Here is a 16384-nt window from a genome sequence, read left to right as displayed (position 1 = left end):
CGGCAGTGACATTGTTGTGGAATGTGACGGACCTGACGAGGAAGCTATGATGGCACAGGTCAGCGAGCTTATTGAAAGCGGCTTCGGCGAAGAGTAATCACAGCGGTAATTATATATGTAAGCGAGGAAATGTTATGCTAAAGGGTATCGGAGCATCTCAGGGATACGGAATAGGCAGGGCAGTTGTAATCAAGGATTGCAATCTTGATTACAGGCATGTTAAATATGCGGGAGCTGAAGAAGAAAAGGCAAAGCTTCACAGAGCAGTAGATGCCTTTGTTGAAGAAACAAAGACTCTTGCCCAAAACTTAAAGCAAAATGCGGGCGATAATGAAGCGGAAATATTGGAGGGTCATCTGGTAATGCTTCAGGACCCATTTATGCTTGCTCAAATGGAAGAAAGCATAGATAACGGAATGACTGCCGAAGCAGGCGTGGATACCGTTTGCTCAATGTTTATTGATATGTTTTCCGGCGTTGATGATGAGCTTACACGCCAGCGTGCGTCGGATATTCGTGACATAAAGGACAGCCTGCTTCGTATACTTTTGGGTGTAAAAACAGTTGACATTGCATCAGTGCCGAAAAATTCCGTGCTGATAGCCAAGGATTTTACTCCGTCTATGACCTCTCAAATAAATAGGGAAAATGTTTCTGCAATTATTACAGAGGTAGGCGGTGTTACAAGCCATAGTGCAATCCTCGCCAGAGCAATGGGAATACCGGCGGTTTTGTCCGTAGTAGGTGTTACAGAGCGTATCTGTGACGGTGATACCCTTATTGCCGATGGCTTTAAGGGTAAGGTTTTCACCTCTCCGAGTCAGAACGAGTTAGACGAGTATTCACAAAAACAGCAGGCATATCTGAAGGAAAAGGAAAGCCTTAATGAATATTTCGGCAAGCCAACCGTAACAAAAAGCGGAGAGGTAAAAAAAGTATACGGCAATATCGGCAAGGCAGAGGATGCTCAAAATGTTGTGCAAAACGGCGGTGAGGGTATAGGTCTTTTCCGTACGGAATTTTTGTTTATGGACAGAGAGCATCAGCCAACCGAGGATGAACAGCTTGAGGCTTACTCCACCGTTGCCAAGGCAATGGATAACAAGGAGGTAATCATACGCACTCTTGACATCGGCGGCGACAAGGCTATTGATTACCTTTGCATAGAAAAAGAGGAAAATCCGTTTTTGGGGCACAGAGCAATAAGATATTGCCTTGATAACAAAGAGCTTTACAAAACACAGCTCAGAGCAATTTTGCGTGCCGCACAGTACGGCAACATAAAAATTATGCTTCCTCTTGTTACAACCGTTGAAGAGGTTAAGCAGGCAAAGGCTCTTATTAAGGAATGCTGTCAGGAGCTTGCCGATGAGGGCTTGAGGTACAGAGAGGTGCCCGTAGGTGTTATGATAGAAACTCCGTCAGCGGCGTTAATTTCGGATTTGCTTGCAAAGGAAGCGGCGTTCTTCTCTATCGGAACAAACGACCTTACCGGCTACACTATGGCAGTTGACAGAGGCAATGCAAAGGTCAGCCACCTGTACGATGTTACACAGCCGGCCGTGCTTCGTGCCATAGAAATGACCATAAAGAATGCAAAGGCTGCCGGTATACCGGTTGGTATGTGCGGCGAGGCTGCCGCAGACGAGCGACTGATACCAAAGCTTTTAGAATGGGGACTTGATGAGTTCAGCGTTACTCCGTCCTCAATTTTACAAACACGCAAAAACATCTGTCTATGTTAAGCAAGCGAAAATATGCCGAAATCAAACCCTTTTAGGCTTGTTCGGGTTTATTTCACTTGCTTAAAATATACTCCTGCCGTTTTGTCAGTGAACATTTCGGCAGGAGGTATTTTTTGTTTGCAGTAAAGTAATTTCTACTTGCCTATTTTTTGTTTTTATTCTATAATTACATAAAAAGGGTGAGGTTGTATGATTACAGCTCGTTTAGATTTGTAGCGTGCTATGAATTTATTGCGCTTACAATCAACATTTTGCGCAAGCTCGGTGTTGTCGGTGTGTATGCGGTTAAGGGAACACATATCAGTAAAAGCTTTTACTGCTGGATAGCAATATACATATTTTTTATTGCCGTGTTTGCAATAGCTTTACAAAGGAAGAAAAGGGGATGCTTAACTAATGAGTGAGTTTAAGGTAATAGAAATAAAAAGATCGGTATATGAAAATAATGACAGGGAGGCTGAGCTTGTTCGTGAGCAATTAAAAAAAGATAAAACCTTTTTGCTCAACCTTATGTCATCACCCGGCTCGGGCAAAACAACAACCCTTAAGGCAACTATTTCTGCGCTTAAGGATGAATACAAAATAGGCGTAATGGAGGCTGATATTGACTCTGACGTTGACGCAAGAGCAATAGAGGAGGCAGGAGCAAAATCAATTCAGCTTCATACAGGCGGTATGTGTCACCTTGACGCAGGTATGACAAAGCAAGGACTTGACAGCTTTGGCGCAACGGATTATGAATTTGTTGTGCTTGAAAATGTAGGCAACCTTGTTTGCCCTGCGGAATTTGATACAGGCGCAAGCAAAAATGCTATGATTCTCTCTGTCCCGGAGGGTGATGATAAGCCGCTTAAGTACCCGCTTATGTTTTCTGTTTGCGATTGTGTTCTTATCAATAAAATTGATACAAAGAGCGTTTTTGATTTTGATGATGCAGCCGTTGTCGAGAGAATAAAAAAGATTAATCCAGCTGCCGAAATTTTCTTTGTCAGTGCAAAAACAGGCGAGGGAATGGATAATTGGTTTAATTGGCTTCGTAGACAAATTGACGATTGGAATAAGGACTGATGCACGAGTTAGGTCTTGTATATCAGGTTGTCAAAACCGTTGATGAGGTTGTAAAGCAAAATGGCTTGCAGCAGGTTGACGAGATGGTTTTGCAGGTCGGAGAAATGAGCGATGTTGTACCAAGATTTATTGAAGAGGCTTGGCGGGCAACAGCCCCTACAACGGATTATCCCTGTGCAAAAATGACGGTTGAGATTATGCCTGCAATGGCAAAATGTCTTGATTGCGGCTACGAGGGGCATGTTAATTCATTTGCTCCCGATTGCCCGTCCTGTCAATCATCAATGCTCAAAATAACCTCCGGCAGACAGTTTGACATTAAGGAAATTATTGCAAAATAAGATAAAAAGCAATCACGCTTGGCTCCCCTTGATGTAAGGGGAGCTGTCGCATTTTATGCGACTGAGGGGATTAAAAAAACGGATTGAACATCAGGTTCAACCCGCCTTTTTGCTTATAAATCGTCTGCGTCCTGAATAGGCTCCTCCAAAACACCGTCGTAGTAGGTGTCCTTTGTTATGCCTGTGTACGAGCCGTTTTCGTCAAGCTGTATAACCTCGGGATGAAAGAATTTTCTCAAATCAATTATCTCCTGTGTGTTATCCAAGTCGTCGTTACGGCTGTTATGCTTTTTGCTTTTTTTCATAAAAAATCACCTCTGCATTATTTTTTGCAGAGGCGTTTGTTTTATGCTTTTTCAACATCAACTTGAGCAATTTTATCAAGGAAATCTTTGGTGGTGACAACATGCCCCATATCCAAAAATTCATCCATATTCATATTGAAATTGTTGATGTATATCGGCGCACCGGAGTATTCTACCTCGATGTGCAATCTCTTTGCGTCTTCGGCAATTTGCTTTGCATCAAAATCGTTTGTGTCGTACTGCTTTTGAGCAAGTATTTCGTTGTTGTTAATGTATTGCAAAACAATGTTTCTGGTTGAACGGGAAAGTGAAATGTATTTTGTGTGTGCCTTTGAAAGAGTTTGTCCCATTGTTGTTTGAGCGACAGCCTTGCAGGTGTCGCTGTGCAGGAAAAATTCGTTTATAAAGATATGCTCAAGTGCTGTTGTGTCATCAGGCACTATTATAGCAAAAACATATTTGCTAACCTTTTTGCCGTAAAGCTTCAGCATAAATTCCTTAAAGTAATACTGACATTCCGAAATTTTGCCTGCAAACATATGATAAAACGGAATGTTAGGCATTGCCTCAATTCCCGGCATATTGAATGTCACAAATTTTGTGCTTTCCTTTTCCTTAACAAGTATGCAATCATTTGTAATGATAATAGGTATTGTTTTTGGCATATCTTTTTCCTCATTGCTTTGATGCTTGTATTATACAATATTTTGCCCTGCTTTTCAATAGCAATGCTAATACTATATAAAGTGTTACAATTTAGTAATTTTTATAGATATTTGATTGTTATGTGTTATAATTAGTTTGTTATATTTAGAAGGGGAATATTTTTTATGAATGATAATGAGTTAGAAGAAATTTTGAATGAAATAAAAAATAATAAAGAGTCGAAGAACAGCTTGGATTCAAACGAGTTTGAGGAAATCCTTAATAGTCTTAACTCAAAGGGCACAGAGGAGGAAACCGTTGCCGACGAGCCTGATGTTGCAGATGAGCCAAAGACGGATGTACAACCTCAGGCAGAGCCGTTACAAGAGTCCGATTCTTTTAATCTTGGTGAAAAAATCGAAGCTGACGACGAGTTTTTGCCTGTTCACGATATAGCGGACGATATTGACGATGAGCCAAGCCTTTATATTGTTGAGGATCAAACTCCCGATACCGCCGACGAAGAACAGGAGGAGCCGGAAGCCATCGCAGAAGAAATCGATGAGTCTGCCGATACACCTGCCGAAACACCCGATGAGGTGCAGGATGAAGCCGAGGATGCAATACATTTTGCAGACCTTCCAAATGTTGATTCTGCAGATAATAAGGGCTCAAAGAAAAAGACGGCATTTATTGTTGTGTTGGTTGTTGTATTGGCACTTGCAGCAGCAGTCGGTGTTTACTTTTATATGTCAAATAACAAATCGACTCCCCAGACTCCTACCGAAACAAAGCCTGTTGTAACAGAGGCTGTCGAGCCTGTAAAGGAGGTGGGTCCTGTTAATCCGCTTACGGGCGAGTCGGGCTATGATGAGTCGGCACTTACACAGCGTCCTGTTGCCGTTGTTGTAGAAAACGAGTATTCAACCTCATCTGTAAGACCGCAGTGGGGCTTGGCAGATGCGGATATTGTTCTTGAGGGCGAGAGCGAATATTCAACCCGCCTGCTTCTCTTTTGGTCAGATTATAATAAGCTTCCCAAGCAGATAGGTCCAACCCGTTCTGCAAGGCCGCCGTTTATTCGCTTTTCACAGCTTTTTGATTCCGTGTTTATTCACGCAGGTCTTTCTCGTTCAAAGGATAATTATGTCGGTGCAGATACTGTGTTTGAAAGGGATAATGTCGACCATATCAATCTTTTAAGCTTTTCAGAGTCAAGCAATTATTTCAGCAGGGATAAAAGCAGGACAAGCACTATCGAGCATACCGGATGCCTTATGGGCGAATATACTGCAGAAATGCTGAAAAAATCAGGCTTTAATCTAAAGCTTAATGATAATAAGTTTACAAGATTTTCATTTAATGAGGAGGCAACGCCTCTTTCTGCAAACGCGGCAAATGAGGTATCGTTTAAGTGGTCAAAGAGCTACTGCCCAAAGCTTGCAAAGTTTTCTTATGACAGCGAAAAGCATAAGTACACTACAACTGATTTTGATTCAAAGTTCGGCACATCGGGAGCAGAGTGGGAAAATCTTATTCTTATCCTTGACGAAACAGAATATATAGTTAAACATAATTATAAACATGTAGGCAATAGCGAAACCTATTGTGATTATAAGCTTTCGGGCGGTAAAGGTGTTGTGTGCTCTGAGGGCACCTGTGTAGAGATAACATGGGGTGTAAAGAACGGTAAGCTGTGGATGAAGGATGCACAGGGCAATGAGGTTAAGCTTAATCCGGGTAAAACATATATAGGCTATGGCTCATCAAACCACGGCGGATATTATGAGATTGCAGGCACCCAAACAGCCGCAACAGAGTAAAAAATAGGATACCAAAAGAATAACAAAAGAGCGATGAGCATATTTAACTGCCCATCGCCTTTTTTACGCCAACAATTATCTCATTGACTCTTCGTAAGCCTTAATCATTTTCTTTACCATCTGACCGCCTACTGAACCTGCCTGCTTAGAGGTAAGGTCACCGTTGTAACCGTTCTTAAGGTTAACACCAACCTCTGAAGCAGCTTCCATCTTAAAACGGTTAAGGGCTTCCTTAGCCTCTGGAACTGTGTTCTTTGCCATTGTGAAACACCTCTCTTTATCAAAATTTGCAAGGGCACAATGAGTTACAAAAGCCGTTCACGCCCTTGCAAATCATTGCTTTCCATTGCAAAAATAGTTTGTGTATCACAATCCAAAATAACAATGAAAATATTTGGCAATATAAAAACAAATTGTTATTTTGCAAACACAATTCAAACAAGTGAGAAATATATTATCAGTTTGATTACTTATCCAATAAAATTACAAATTTCAACGCAACACTTTATTCATTACAAATTAGTTCTATAATATAGATAAATATGTTACGTGGTTAATTTGTATGGATAATTTAACACACTGTATTTTGAATTGTAAATGTTTTCCGGTTAAATATACCTTTAAGTCCTGTTTTGTGTACGGTGGTAATGGGTATTATTTACAAACAAATAAAAATGTGATAATCTTAAGTTACCGTAAAGAATGAACTGAGGTTATGTTATGAAAAATGATAGCTTTTTTCATCCGTTTTCAACACCGATAGACAGTTGCTTTGACAGCAATAACGACGGCGAATTAACGGGCTGCGAAACTGCTTTTCGTGATGCTGCGTTGTTTGAGATGTATAACAATGCAACAGAGGATAGCGGTTCAAATAATGTCTATTCTTCAAATCAAAAAAATTACAAGATTCATACACCGAGCAACACGACAAGCGATAGCGAGCAGTACGATGCTCCGAGTGACAGCACAGTTATATGGTCATGCATTGGAGTAATTGCTATTATCATCGGCGCATTCGCAATTATTCTCAGTCAGGAAAAGCGAGATGATTTATTAAATGCTATTGTGATGTTCTTTTCCGTTGCATTGAGCGTTGGATTGCTGAAAATCACAGGCGTTATGTCATCAAAGAAAAAGGCAAACAAGCAGGATGATGATACATCCTATTATGACGCAGTGAATAATTGCTTCAATTATGAGAATGATGATAGGAATGATTAGATAAAAAGCACGAGGAAATGGGATGCATTTGCTTTGAAAATCCCAAAATGGGAATTTATTTCATCGAAGACCCCGACGGCTATTGGCTTGAAATTTTACCGTAATTCTTGATATATATTCACAAATAATTAACTCCCTTGTGGCAAAACATACCACAAGGGAGTTTTAATATCCGGATTAAATATTTATTTTTTAATGCCAAGGTTGGCACATAACTAAAATGTTGTGACAAGGTTATTTTTTATCATCAATCAAATTTTTTATTGCATTGTATATTTCAGAAGCCTTTTTGTTGTCTTTGCTTGGGAAAGTTTTTACTAAATTATTATGAATTCCTTGTTTTGTTTTAAATGTAGTAACGATTTTATATACTTTTAGAGCGTCTTTTTCAGATAATGTTTTTTCAAGACATTTAACAACATCCTCTTTATTTCTATCTATGCTATTAATAGAATCAATTCTCTTAATAATTACATTTCTTGATTTCCAAAAATCGCATACTGCATCAAATCCCAAATCCTTTGAAATAATAAAGAATCTCTTCGTATTATCCTTTCCAACGCTTGCACCTAAATAGGAAGCAAGTTGAAAATCTAATGCATTTGCTGTTCCAACTTTAACTTTAATATACTCTTTTTTTGCTTTGATTTTTTCTAATTCTTTATGAACATCTATGGTCAATGACTTTGCATTTTCACTATAAAACAATACTAATTTATCATTTTCATTTAAATCAATTTTAGAAATTCCAACAAGACCATTAGAATTCACATTTTCAAAATCTACAAAATATATTCCCATATTTATTCTCCTAAATCAATCATGATTTCATTATAATTTAAATTGATACACAAGTCAAGGTTGTCGCAATACCAAAATCATCTGCCAACTTTGTTTGCTAATGTTATATAAAATGCATTTGAAATTTTACCGTAAATACCATAACAACAAAACCGAGAGCGACTGAATCACTCTCGGTTATTTATTGCCTATTCAAGTGGGAAAACTACTGTTAAAAGCATTTTGAAATCAGTTGGAGCATAGAGCATATAAAATTGCAAGAAAAAAGGATGAACAGCGTTCATCCTCAAATGTTTGTATTATATTTATCCTCTGCCCATTTTATTGGGTTTTCGTCAATGTATTGACAAATGTTTTGATAATCAATATCATCACGAATGATGTGGTCATGGTATGAACGCTGAAACAAAATGTCTATTGGCAATAATTTCTTACATTCTAATGTTGATAATGATTTAAATGCACATATTATATCGGATACCGTAGGGGAGGGGCTTGCTCCTCCCGTCTGATTTTCTATCCTCATCAGAATGTGTATATGATTAGGCATAATAACATAATTATCTATTTTTACATTTTCGTATCTAATTTCTAAATTATTAATTTGCTCTTTGATACATTCTCCAAAAGGCAACAATTTTAATACGGGAGGAGCAAGCCCCTCCCCTACGATAATCTGCGACAATATTGGCTTTCTATCTTGAACACATATCGTTATAAAATATGCACCATTTTGCGAATAATCGTAATTTTTTAACCTGTTAGGTTTCCTTGTTTGTAATTCCATAAACACATATTATCATATATAAATAATGAATACAAGAGTTGTCGCAATACCAAAATATCTGCCAACTTTGTTTGCTAATGTTATATAAAATGTATTTGTAATATTATTCGTGAATTGATAAACAACAAAACCGAGAGCGACTGAATCACTCTCGGTTATTTAATCGTTTAGCGTCATATCAACATCAAGTTAACGGTGTAATTGATTTTGTAATGCTTGTCCGGTTCGGGGACTTGTTTGAGCTTATGGGCAGTTGTTTTGCCGAATGCTACGAAGCAGTAGGCTTTGTAGGTGCAAAGGGTCAATTGTGTGTGCTCGACAGGTATTGCAGAAGCTGAAAAGCAAAAACGCCGATTCAACCGACGCAAACGCCATTCTTAAGGCAAAGCTTTCGGTAAAAAGAATAATTGACTAAGCTTATAGACCGTCTATCTTGTGTAGGCGGTTTTATTCTTAAACGATTTCAAAAGTTTTACAAAAAGATATAGCTATTGTATGAATACGAAAAATATGGTATATTAACATTTATAGATATACAGAGGTGATTTTTATGGAGATTTTATGGGTTATACTCGCCTTGCTTACGGCGTTTATTATGATAACGCTGATAAGAGCCGCCTTTTTTAAGGTTGACAGGGTTAAGGGAGAGACTTTTGAGGAGGAGCTTGTTCACTCCGAAAGAGTACAGGAAAAGCTTACAAAAGCAATTCAAATTAAAACAATATCTCACGAAAACGACAACGAAACCGATTGGGGAGAATTTCAAAAATTTCATGACTTTTTAAGAGAATCCTTCCCACTCGTTCATGAAAATCTAACGGTCGAGGATGTTTCAAAGGCAAGCCTTCTCTTTTATTGGAAGGGTACCGACGAGAAATTAGATCCTATTGCATTTCTTGCACACCAGGATGTTGTGCCGGTGGCAAGGGGTACCGAGGATGATTGGGAGCATCCTGCATTTGAAGGCTTTAACGACGGCGAATTCATTTGGGGCAGAGGTGCACTTGATATGAAAAACCACCTTATTTGCCTAATGGAAAGCGTTGAAACTCTTTTAGAAGAGGGCTATCAGCCGAAAAGAAGCGTCTATCTTTGCTTTGGTCACAATGAGGAAATTGTTGCAGGTCACGACAACGGCGCCCACGAGCTTGCGGCACTTCTTGAAAAAAGAGGCGTTCACCTTGACAGCGTTCTTGACGAGGGCGGCGCAATGCTTCCTGCAACAGTTAAGGGAATTCTCGACGCTAACCTAACAGGTATCGGCGTTGCCGAAAAGGGCTATGCTGATTTCAGGGTTACGGTTAAGGCAAAGGGCGGTCACTCCTCTCAGCCGCCGAAGCACACTGCTTTAGGAAAGCTTTCAAAAAAGGTTATTAACCTTGAAAATCATCAGTTCAAAGCAAAGATAATGCCCTTTGTATTTAATCTCTTTACGGACATAGGCAAAAGAACCTCGTATTTAGGCAGGGTTGTTTTTTGCAATCTGCATATTTTGAAGCCGTTGCTTCTTAGGGTTATGACAAAAATACCTCCTGCGGCATCCCTTGTAAGAACAACCACCGCAGTAACAATGGCAAACGGCTCGCCTGCGGCAAATGTGCTTCCACAAAACGCAAGCGTAACAATTAATTTCAGAATTATGCCCGGTGAAAGCATTGAAGATGTTAGACGCCATATTGAAAAATATATGGGCGGCGATGATGTTGAAATAGAATTTATAAAGGGCAAGGAGCCCAGCCTTATTTCACCTACCGACACAAGAGCATTTGACACCTTAAGGCGACTTTCTGTTTCGCTTGATGAGAAAAACATTGTTGCGCCGTATCTTGTTATGGGCGGCACAGACGCTTATAACTATGAAAATGTTTGCAGTAACATTTACCGCTTTGCACCCTTTACGGTTGACACGGCTTTACTGCTAACCACCCACTCAACAAACGAGCGTATTCCCGTTGAACAGCTTACTCAGGGTGTAACCTTCTTCAAGCGTTACATAAAAATAATGACCGGAGCATAAATTATGGATTTTAAGGAAAGCACAATAATGTATGCAATGGGTATTGCGGTTGTAATATTCGTAATTGCACAATCCCTGTTTTTTATGGTTAAGTCTTGGAAAAGAGCAAAGGAAATAGGTATTGAAAGCGCAAAGCTTAGGCAAACCGTTATTTCAAGCGTGCTGTTTTCCATTGCACCTGCAATTTCAATTCTTGCCACCGTTCTTGCACTTGCCTCTGCGCTGGGAATAGTTCTTCCGTGGATAAGGCTTTCGGTTATAGGAAACCTTGCATACGAAACGGTTGCTGCCGAAAATGCCCTTGATGTTTTGGGCTCATCCATTTCTACAGAGGTTACTGACCAAAAGGATTTTTCCACTGTTGCATGGACTATGACAATAGGCTCCTGCTTTCCGCTGGTTCTTTTGCCGATAATATGCCGCAAGGTTCACTCAATAATGGGCAAGGCAGTAAAGAAAAGCAAGGGTGCAGGCGCACTTGGAGATATACTCGGTGCCGCCGCATTTATCGGAATTATTGCCGCGTTTATTTCAAGATGTATTGCAGGCAAGCCAAGCGACGGTCCTGCGGCAGGCTTTATGTCCGTTTCCGTTTTGCTTTCGGCAATGATTTTTACTATTGCTCTTGATTACCTTTGCAGAAAAAAGCAGCTTAAAAAGCTTGAGCCCTTTGTTCTTCCTCTTGCAATGTTCGGAGCTATGGGCATTGCAGTATTATTTACACAGGTTCTGCCCGCTGAAATTGTGCAGTTCACCTGGAGATAGGAGGGGAGAAAATGAAGAAAGAAAGAGCTTATTCAGACAAGGTACATACCTGGGGCAGTATTTGGTCGATTACTGCCATAGCGGTTTTATTTTCCGTGCCGCTGATTTTCTCTCTGTACTATGACGCTTTTCCGCAGCTTAATGTGCTTTGGAAGGCGTTGCTTTCGGTTATTCCGATTTATTGGAGCACGGCTGTAATTGAAGTAATTACATACACTCCTATGCTTGGCGCAGGAGGAACATATCTTTCCTTTGTTACGGGTAATATTACAAATCTTAAGCTTCCCTGTGCGCTGAACGCAATGGACAGAGCAAAGGTTAAAGCCACCGAGGAGGAGGGTGAGCTGATTTCAACAATAGCCATCGGTGCGTCCTCTATTACAACAACGATTGTTATTGCAGCAGGCGTTTTGCTTTTTGCACCGTTTCTGCCGAAAATCACCGCAGCGGACTCACCTATAAAGCCTGCCTTTGATTATGTTATTCCTGCGCTTTTCGGTGCTTTGGGCGCTTCCTATTTTTCAAAGTATTGGAGGCTTTCTATTTTTCCTATAGTTGCAGGTGTTGTTGTTTACTGCTTTGCACCGTCATTTGCAGTGGGAACACTGATTTTTATTACAATTGTTGTTAGCATAATCTCTGCACTTATTATGTATAAGCTTAAGATTGTAAAATAAAAAGCACATACAAAAATAGGCTTGGACATCAATCCAAGCCTGTTTTTGTTTTGATCAATTATTGTTATTCAAAGTAATACACTCTTGTTTCATATGGGCGGAGCATAAAGCCGTTGCCCTGAACAGCGGGATTATCGTAATTACAAAGCATAGGTGTTCCTTTTTCCAAATCAAAGCCCTTAGGTGCTTCAAATGGTACCCGTTCATCACTAAAGGAATTAATTACAAGCAATCGCTTGCCCTTATAATTTCTTTCATAAACATATAGCTTTGAGGAGCTTTTGTAATGCTCCTTGTAATCGCCGTAAATTGCCACCTCATTTTCACGCTTAAATCTAATTAGCTTCTTATAGTGATTTAAGATTGAGTTTGGATTTTTCTCTTCGTTTTCGGCGTTAATTTCGGTATAGTTTTTGTTTACGGGAAACCAGGGCTTGCCTGTTGTAAAGCCTGCGTTTTCCTCGGCATTCCACTGAACAGGTGTTCTTGAGTTATCTCTTGTTGACTTAACTGCCCACTGCCAGCATTTTTCCTCGTTAAGATGCACCTTGTTTCGTGCAACATTGTAATTATTCTTTACGAAGCAATCCTCGTATTCGTCGAGAGAATCAAGCTCGGTATTGAGCATACCTATTTCCTGCCCCTGATAAACAAAGGCTGTTCCTTGCTGAAGCATATACATATTGGCAAGCATTTTGCCTGACTCTGTTCTGTATTTTTCACTGCCGTAGCGCGATATAATGCGCGGGTGGTCATGATTTTCGATATAAAGGGTATTCCACGCTCTGCCGTTGATTTTTCTTTGCCAATCGGAAAAGGCTCTTTTCATTTTTCGCAAATCGAATTTCGTTTGAATATAATCAACCATAAAGCAATCTGCCTCGATATGCTGAAAATGAAACATTAAGTCAAGCTCCTTATGGCGTTCGTCAATATAATTGAGGGCCTTTGCAGGAGTCATCATAGGAGCCTCACCAACGGTAAAGCAGTCGTACATATCAGTTACCTTGCGGTATTCCTGAAGATACTGATGAATATTAGGCCCATCCATATAGTGCTCAATTCCGCAGGCGGCAGGAATAGGAAATCCGTTTGGCAGACCCGGTCGCTTTGATATAAAGGTTATAACATCCTCACGGAAGCCGTCAACACCCATATCAAGCCAAAAGCGCATAATATCCTTAACCTCCTCCCTTACCTTTGGGTTATCGTGGTTAAGGTCCGGCTGCTTCTTGGCAAACACATGAAGATAGTATTCGCCCGATTTTTCGTCCTGCTCCCATGCACCGCCCTCAAAGCAAGAAAGCCAGTTATTCGGCGGACGCTTGCCGTTTTTCTTTCCCTTGCGCCAAATATAATAATCGTGATACGGAGATTTTGGATCCTTTGAATTAATAAACCACTGATGCTCGTCGGAGGTATGATTAACAACAAGGTCCATAATTACCTTAATTCCTCTCTTGTGAGCTTCGTCTAAAACTTTTTTGAAAAGGTCGAGGTCGCCGTATTCGGGATTTATATTTTTATAGTCGGCAATATCGTAGCCGTAGTCGGCATTGGGCGAGGGATAAAGAGGAGAAAACCATATACAGTTACAGCCTAAATCCTTTATGTAGTCAAGCTTTGAGAGAACGCCCTGCAAATCGCCTATGCCGTCGCCGTTTCCGTCGCAGAAAGAGCGAGGCCAAATTTGATAAACAACTAATTCCTTGTACCAATCTTTCATAATAAATTATATATCCTTTCAGTCTTTTTGTCTGTTTTCAGCATAGGGTGATTCCCCTGACTCTGCCAAGCCGTTTCTGCGAGCGTTAAGGTCACTTTCCACAAGTGCTCTTTTTTCCTTTGTATAGTTAACAAACAGAAGCGGAATTATAAACAAAACGCTTGCAACGGCAGGAGTAAGAACTACAAGAGGCCAAATCCAGCTATCAAAGGCGGCTGTTTGAGTGCCTAAATAATTTGCCGCATTATCAATAGCCTTATAGCCGAGAAGATGAAGTGCAAGGGTTGCAAGTCCTGATGTTATGCCGCTTGAAATCTTTGTAAAGGAGGTTTGCATAGAAAAGGTAATGCCCTCTGTTCTCTTGCCTGTTTTCCACTCCATATAGTCAATACTGTCGCAAAAGATTGATGTTTGCGCTATTGACGACGCACCCGACGGAATACTGCCTATGCCGATTATTATCATTGAAATCCACAGCCTTTTTCCCTCAAAGCCAACGAAAAATGCAATTGCTCTTGCAACGATATTAAACACCTGAATAAGTATAAGAACATTAACATATCCGCCAAGTCTTTTTTTCATCCAATCGGCAAACAACATTCCGATAAAGCTCGGCAAGCCGGTAATGATAAAGTAAATAGTTGTAAGTCCCAGCGCGCCGATAATTCCGTTTCCGAGAAAATCCGACGGAATTTCATACTTAAAGAAATATGTAACAAGGCTTATGCCGAAGCCGAAAGAGCCGAAAAGATTTGAAAGCGTTACAAGCAAAAGCATTTTGTTTTTGAACAAAAGCATAAAGCTTTCACGCAGAGTTTCCTGCTGATCGTCCTTGTTGACGGCAATTCTTTCCCGGGCATATGAGCAGCGGTAGCTGAGCATTGAGCCGCCTAAACCGAATATAATCGCAAACACCAAGGTAACAAGCGACATACTCATTCCCTTTGCATTGGCAATCATTTCAAGTGCCATAGGAATAACGGTACTGAAGGCACCGTAAACCATACTGCCGATAGTTCTTGACCACTGAACAAATCTGTCTCTCTCGGAGGAATTAGGCGATACTGCGGCGGTAATTCCCCACACGGAAACATCCTGAACGGTATATGCCAAATCCCAACAGATATACATTATGATGAAATACGATACCCGAAGCCAAAGCAAATTCTCGTTTGTGCTGAACACAAGAAACAGCAAAACGGTAAACACGCCAACGGGAAGCGGTGTGTATTTCAAAAACGGTCGCAGCTTTTCACCGTTTTTGAAGGTATGGCGGTCAATAAATGAGCCTACAATCGGGTCGTTAATACCGTCCCACACCTTCATAACAATAAGCAATACCGATACGGTTATTGCAGGAAACAGAGCAATATCCGTCATAAAATATGTAAAGAAGGAGCCGCCAATCAGCGAATAAACAAGGTTTTGACCCGAAATACCTGCAAGAAAATTTACAAGCTCTTTTTTAGAAACATACTTTTTTTCGGCATTTTTTTCAGACACACAATCTGCCATATCTAAAACCTCCGTACAATCTATATTACGATTATACTATAATCATCATTAAAAATAAAGGTTTTTTAGGCATTTTTCACAAATAATAAAACCGATGTGAAAATCACGAAATGGGCATTTATTTCATCGAAGACCCCGACGGCTATTGGCTCGAAATTTTACCGTAATTCTTGATATATATTTTCAAATAATTAACTCCCTTGTGGCACAACATACCACAAAGGAGTTTTAATATACGGACCAAATATTTATTTTTTTAATGCCAAGGTTGGCACATAACTAAATATTGCGCAATGTTGTTGCAACAGAAATTTGTAGGGGAGGGGCTTGCTCCTCCCGTCTGATTTTCTATCCTCATCAGAATGTGTATATGATTAGGCATAATAACATAATTATCTATTTTTACATTTTCGTATCTAATTTCTAAATTATTAATTTGCTCTTTGATACATTCTCCAAAAGGCAACAATTTTAATACTCTCGATTATTTTATTACCTATTCAAGTGGGAAAACTACTGTTAAAAGCATTTTGAAATCAGTTGGAGCATAGACTGCGTGTGGCTTTTTAGCAGGCATAACAATAGCTTCACCTGCGTTGCAGAGATACACATTTCCGTCAACGGTAAACTGTCCTGTTCCCTCTAAAACAGTAACCATTGCATCACCTGTTGAGTCGTGTGTGCCGATTTCCTCGCCCTGCGAAAAGGCAAACAACGTTACGCTGACTGCGCTGTTTTGTGCCAAGGTTTTGCTTACTACCTGTCCGGGCTGAACAGTCACTTGATTTGCCAAGGCAAATACTTCCTCGTGATTTACATTTTTTATAAATGCCATTGATTTATCCTCCTTAGGGTAACGGTAATAATCTGAACCACGGTTTAGCGTGGTGGATATTGCCCTTACTCTACGTTAAAATACTCGTTAATCCGAAAGGATTAACTGCG

17 protein-coding genes and 1 pseudogene are annotated in these 16384 nt (G+C 40.1%); 10 read left to right on the top strand and 8 right to left on the bottom strand.

The features are described from left to right. Nucleotides 1-134 precede the first annotated feature (134 nt). From ptsP to Q0P34_RS07605, 4 genes are all read left to right on the top strand, one after another. On the top strand, nt 135-1745 hold the full coding sequence (ptsP, locus tag Q0P34_RS07620; RefSeq protein WP_294955096.1) for a phosphoenolpyruvate--protein phosphotransferase: 1611 nt from the start codon (nt 135-137) through the stop codon (nt 1743-1745). A 149-nt stretch (nt 1746-1894) separates the two neighbouring features. Beyond that, entirely contained in the window at nt 1895-2149 is a 255-nt protein-coding gene (locus Q0P34_RS07615; protein ID WP_294955094.1) for a hypothetical protein, read from the top strand. Then, nucleotides 2142-2813: a hydrogenase nickel incorporation protein HypB gene (hypB, locus tag Q0P34_RS07610; RefSeq protein WP_294955092.1), complete on the top strand. Its 672-nt coding sequence runs from the start codon at nt 2142-2144 to the stop codon at nt 2811-2813. The genes Q0P34_RS07615 and hypB overlap by 8 nt, the downstream gene beginning before the upstream one ends. Further along, on the top strand, nt 2813-3154 hold the full coding sequence (locus Q0P34_RS07605; protein WP_294955090.1) for a hydrogenase maturation nickel metallochaperone HypA: 342 nt from the start codon (nt 2813-2815) through the stop codon (nt 3152-3154). Before hypB ends, Q0P34_RS07605 begins: the two co-directional genes overlap by 1 nt. Before the next feature lie 113 nt (nt 3155-3267). Here the strand turns inward: Q0P34_RS07605 and Q0P34_RS07600 are convergent, their stop codons facing one another. Both Q0P34_RS07600 and Q0P34_RS07595 read right to left on the bottom strand, forming a co-directional pair. After that, on the bottom strand, nt 3268-3459 hold the full coding sequence (locus Q0P34_RS07600; RefSeq protein ID WP_294955089.1) for a hypothetical protein: 192 nt from the start codon (nt 3457-3459) through the stop codon (nt 3268-3270). A 41-nt stretch (nt 3460-3500) separates the two neighbouring features. Continuing rightward, entirely contained in the window at nt 3501-4124 is a 624-nt protein-coding gene (locus Q0P34_RS07595) for a hypothetical protein (RefSeq protein ID WP_294955087.1), read from the bottom strand. Nucleotides 4125-4289: 165 nt separating this feature from the next. Between Q0P34_RS07595 and Q0P34_RS07590 the strand changes: the two genes are divergently transcribed. Further along, complete coding sequence (locus Q0P34_RS07590) at nt 4290-5927, top strand: DUF3048 domain-containing protein (RefSeq protein WP_294955085.1); 1638 nt, start codon at nt 4290-4292, stop codon at nt 5925-5927. Between the two features lie 75 nt (nt 5928-6002). Here the strand turns inward: Q0P34_RS07590 and Q0P34_RS07585 are convergent, their stop codons facing one another. Beyond that, nucleotides 6003-6188: an alpha/beta-type small acid-soluble spore protein gene (locus Q0P34_RS07585; RefSeq protein WP_178667143.1), complete on the bottom strand. Its 186-nt coding sequence runs from the start codon at nt 6186-6188 to the stop codon at nt 6003-6005. 459 nt (nt 6189-6647) lie between these two features. Here Q0P34_RS07585 and Q0P34_RS07580 point away from each other — a divergent pair, with 459 nt between their 5' ends. Together Q0P34_RS07580 and Q0P34_RS07575 are read left to right on the top strand one after the other, a co-directional pair. Further along, the gene (locus Q0P34_RS07580) at nt 6648-7151 is read left to right on the top strand and encodes a hypothetical protein (protein ID WP_294955081.1); all 504 of its coding nucleotides are present in this window, start codon (nt 6648-6650) and stop codon (nt 7149-7151) included. Between the two features lie 2 nt (nt 7152-7153). Beyond that, nucleotides 7154-7255: pseudogene (locus Q0P34_RS07575) on the top strand (lactoylglutathione lyase); the annotation flags it as partial. Nucleotides 7256-7385: 130 nt separating this feature from the next. On the opposite strand, the gene Q0P34_RS07570 reads toward Q0P34_RS07575, so the two are convergent. Beyond that, the gene (locus Q0P34_RS07570) at nt 7386-7952 is read right to left on the bottom strand and encodes a PIN domain-containing protein (RefSeq protein WP_294955079.1); all 567 of its coding nucleotides are present in this window, start codon (nt 7950-7952) and stop codon (nt 7386-7388) included. Between the two features lie 286 nt (nt 7953-8238). Beyond that, nucleotides 8239-8739 (bottom strand): transposase, encoded by a 501-nt coding sequence (locus Q0P34_RS07565; protein ID WP_294955077.1) that lies wholly within the window; start codon nt 8737-8739, stop codon nt 8239-8241. Nucleotides 8740-9289: 550 nt separating this feature from the next. Here Q0P34_RS07565 and Q0P34_RS07560 point away from each other — a divergent pair. From Q0P34_RS07560 to Q0P34_RS07550, 3 genes are read left to right on the top strand one after another with little or no spacing between them, the layout of a single operon-like run. Beyond that, nucleotides 9290-10756: a M20/M25/M40 family metallo-hydrolase gene (locus tag Q0P34_RS07560; protein ID WP_294955075.1), complete on the top strand. Its 1467-nt coding sequence runs from the start codon at nt 9290-9292 to the stop codon at nt 10754-10756. A gap of 3 nt (nt 10757-10759) precedes the next feature. After that, a complete protein-coding gene (locus tag Q0P34_RS07555; RefSeq protein ID WP_294955073.1) occupies nt 10760-11521 on the top strand; it encodes a DUF5058 family protein in 762 nt (253 codons plus the stop codon). An 11-nt stretch (nt 11522-11532) separates the two neighbouring features. Then, on the top strand, nt 11533-12198 hold the full coding sequence (locus Q0P34_RS07550) for a hypothetical protein (RefSeq protein WP_294955071.1): 666 nt from the start codon (nt 11533-11535) through the stop codon (nt 12196-12198). Nucleotides 12199-12262: 64 nt separating this feature from the next. Here Q0P34_RS07550 and Q0P34_RS07545 read toward each other — a convergent pair whose 3' ends face one another. From Q0P34_RS07545 to Q0P34_RS07535, 3 genes are all read right to left on the bottom strand, one after another. Then, on the bottom strand, nt 12263-13924 hold the full coding sequence (locus Q0P34_RS07545; protein ID WP_294955069.1) for an alpha-glucosidase: 1662 nt from the start codon (nt 13922-13924) through the stop codon (nt 12263-12265). Between the two features lie 18 nt (nt 13925-13942). Further along, nucleotides 13943-15439, bottom strand: coding sequence for an MFS transporter (locus Q0P34_RS07540; RefSeq protein WP_294955067.1), 1497 nt, complete (start codon nt 15437-15439; stop codon nt 13943-13945). A gap of 496 nt (nt 15440-15935) precedes the next feature. After that, complete coding sequence (locus Q0P34_RS07535; RefSeq protein WP_078767824.1) at nt 15936-16274, bottom strand: cupin domain-containing protein; 339 nt, start codon at nt 16272-16274, stop codon at nt 15936-15938. Nucleotides 16275-16384: the final 110 nt, after the last annotated feature.

It is taken from the genome of uncultured Eubacterium sp., assembly GCF_945980375.1.
Classification (GTDB): domain Bacteria; phylum Bacillota; class Clostridia; order Oscillospirales; family Acutalibacteraceae; genus Eubacterium_R.
This window is presented reverse-complemented; position numbering and strand designations above follow the sequence as displayed.

What these genes read in the sequence shown, in the direction of transcription:
- ptsP (WP_294955096.1), top strand. Translation starts at nt 135, where the DNA reads ATGCTAAAGGGTATCGGAGCATCTCAGGGATACGGAATAGGCAGGGCA.
- hypB (WP_294955092.1), top strand. Translation starts at nt 2,142, where the DNA reads ATGAGTGAGTTTAAGGTAATAGAAATAAAAAGATCGGTATATGAAAAT.
- Q0P34_RS07605 (WP_294955090.1), top strand. Translation starts at nt 2,813, where the DNA reads ATGCACGAGTTAGGTCTTGTATATCAGGTTGTCAAAACCGTTGATGAG.
- Q0P34_RS07600 (WP_294955089.1), bottom strand. Translation starts at nt 3,459, where the DNA reads ATGAAAAAAAGCAAAAAGCATAACAGCCGTAACGACGACTTGGATAAC.
- Q0P34_RS07595 (WP_294955087.1), bottom strand. Translation starts at nt 4,124, where the DNA reads ATGCCAAAAACAATACCTATTATCATTACAAATGATTGCATACTTGTT.
- Q0P34_RS07590 (WP_294955085.1), top strand. Translation starts at nt 4,290, where the DNA reads ATGAATGATAATGAGTTAGAAGAAATTTTGAATGAAATAAAAAATAAT.
- Q0P34_RS07585 (WP_178667143.1), bottom strand. Translation starts at nt 6,188, where the DNA reads ATGGCAAAGAACACAGTTCCAGAGGCTAAGGAAGCCCTTAACCGTTTT.
- Q0P34_RS07580 (WP_294955081.1), top strand. Translation starts at nt 6,648, where the DNA reads ATGAAAAATGATAGCTTTTTTCATCCGTTTTCAACACCGATAGACAGT.
- Q0P34_RS07570 (WP_294955079.1), bottom strand. Translation starts at nt 7,952, where the DNA reads ATGGGAATATATTTTGTAGATTTTGAAAATGTGAATTCTAATGGTCTT.
- Q0P34_RS07565 (WP_294955077.1), bottom strand. Translation starts at nt 8,739, where the DNA reads ATGGAATTACAAACAAGGAAACCTAACAGGTTAAAAAATTACGATTAT.
- Q0P34_RS07560 (WP_294955075.1), top strand. Translation starts at nt 9,290, where the DNA reads ATGGAGATTTTATGGGTTATACTCGCCTTGCTTACGGCGTTTATTATG.
- Q0P34_RS07555 (WP_294955073.1), top strand. Translation starts at nt 10,760, where the DNA reads ATGGATTTTAAGGAAAGCACAATAATGTATGCAATGGGTATTGCGGTT.
- Q0P34_RS07550 (WP_294955071.1), top strand. Translation starts at nt 11,533, where the DNA reads ATGAAGAAAGAAAGAGCTTATTCAGACAAGGTACATACCTGGGGCAGT.
- Q0P34_RS07545 (WP_294955069.1), bottom strand. Translation starts at nt 13,924, where the DNA reads ATGAAAGATTGGTACAAGGAATTAGTTGTTTATCAAATTTGGCCTCGC.
- Q0P34_RS07540 (WP_294955067.1), bottom strand. Translation starts at nt 15,439, where the DNA reads ATGGCAGATTGTGTGTCTGAAAAAAATGCCGAAAAAAAGTATGTTTCT.
- Q0P34_RS07535 (WP_078767824.1), bottom strand. Translation starts at nt 16,274, where the DNA reads ATGGCATTTATAAAAAATGTAAATCACGAGGAAGTATTTGCCTTGGCA.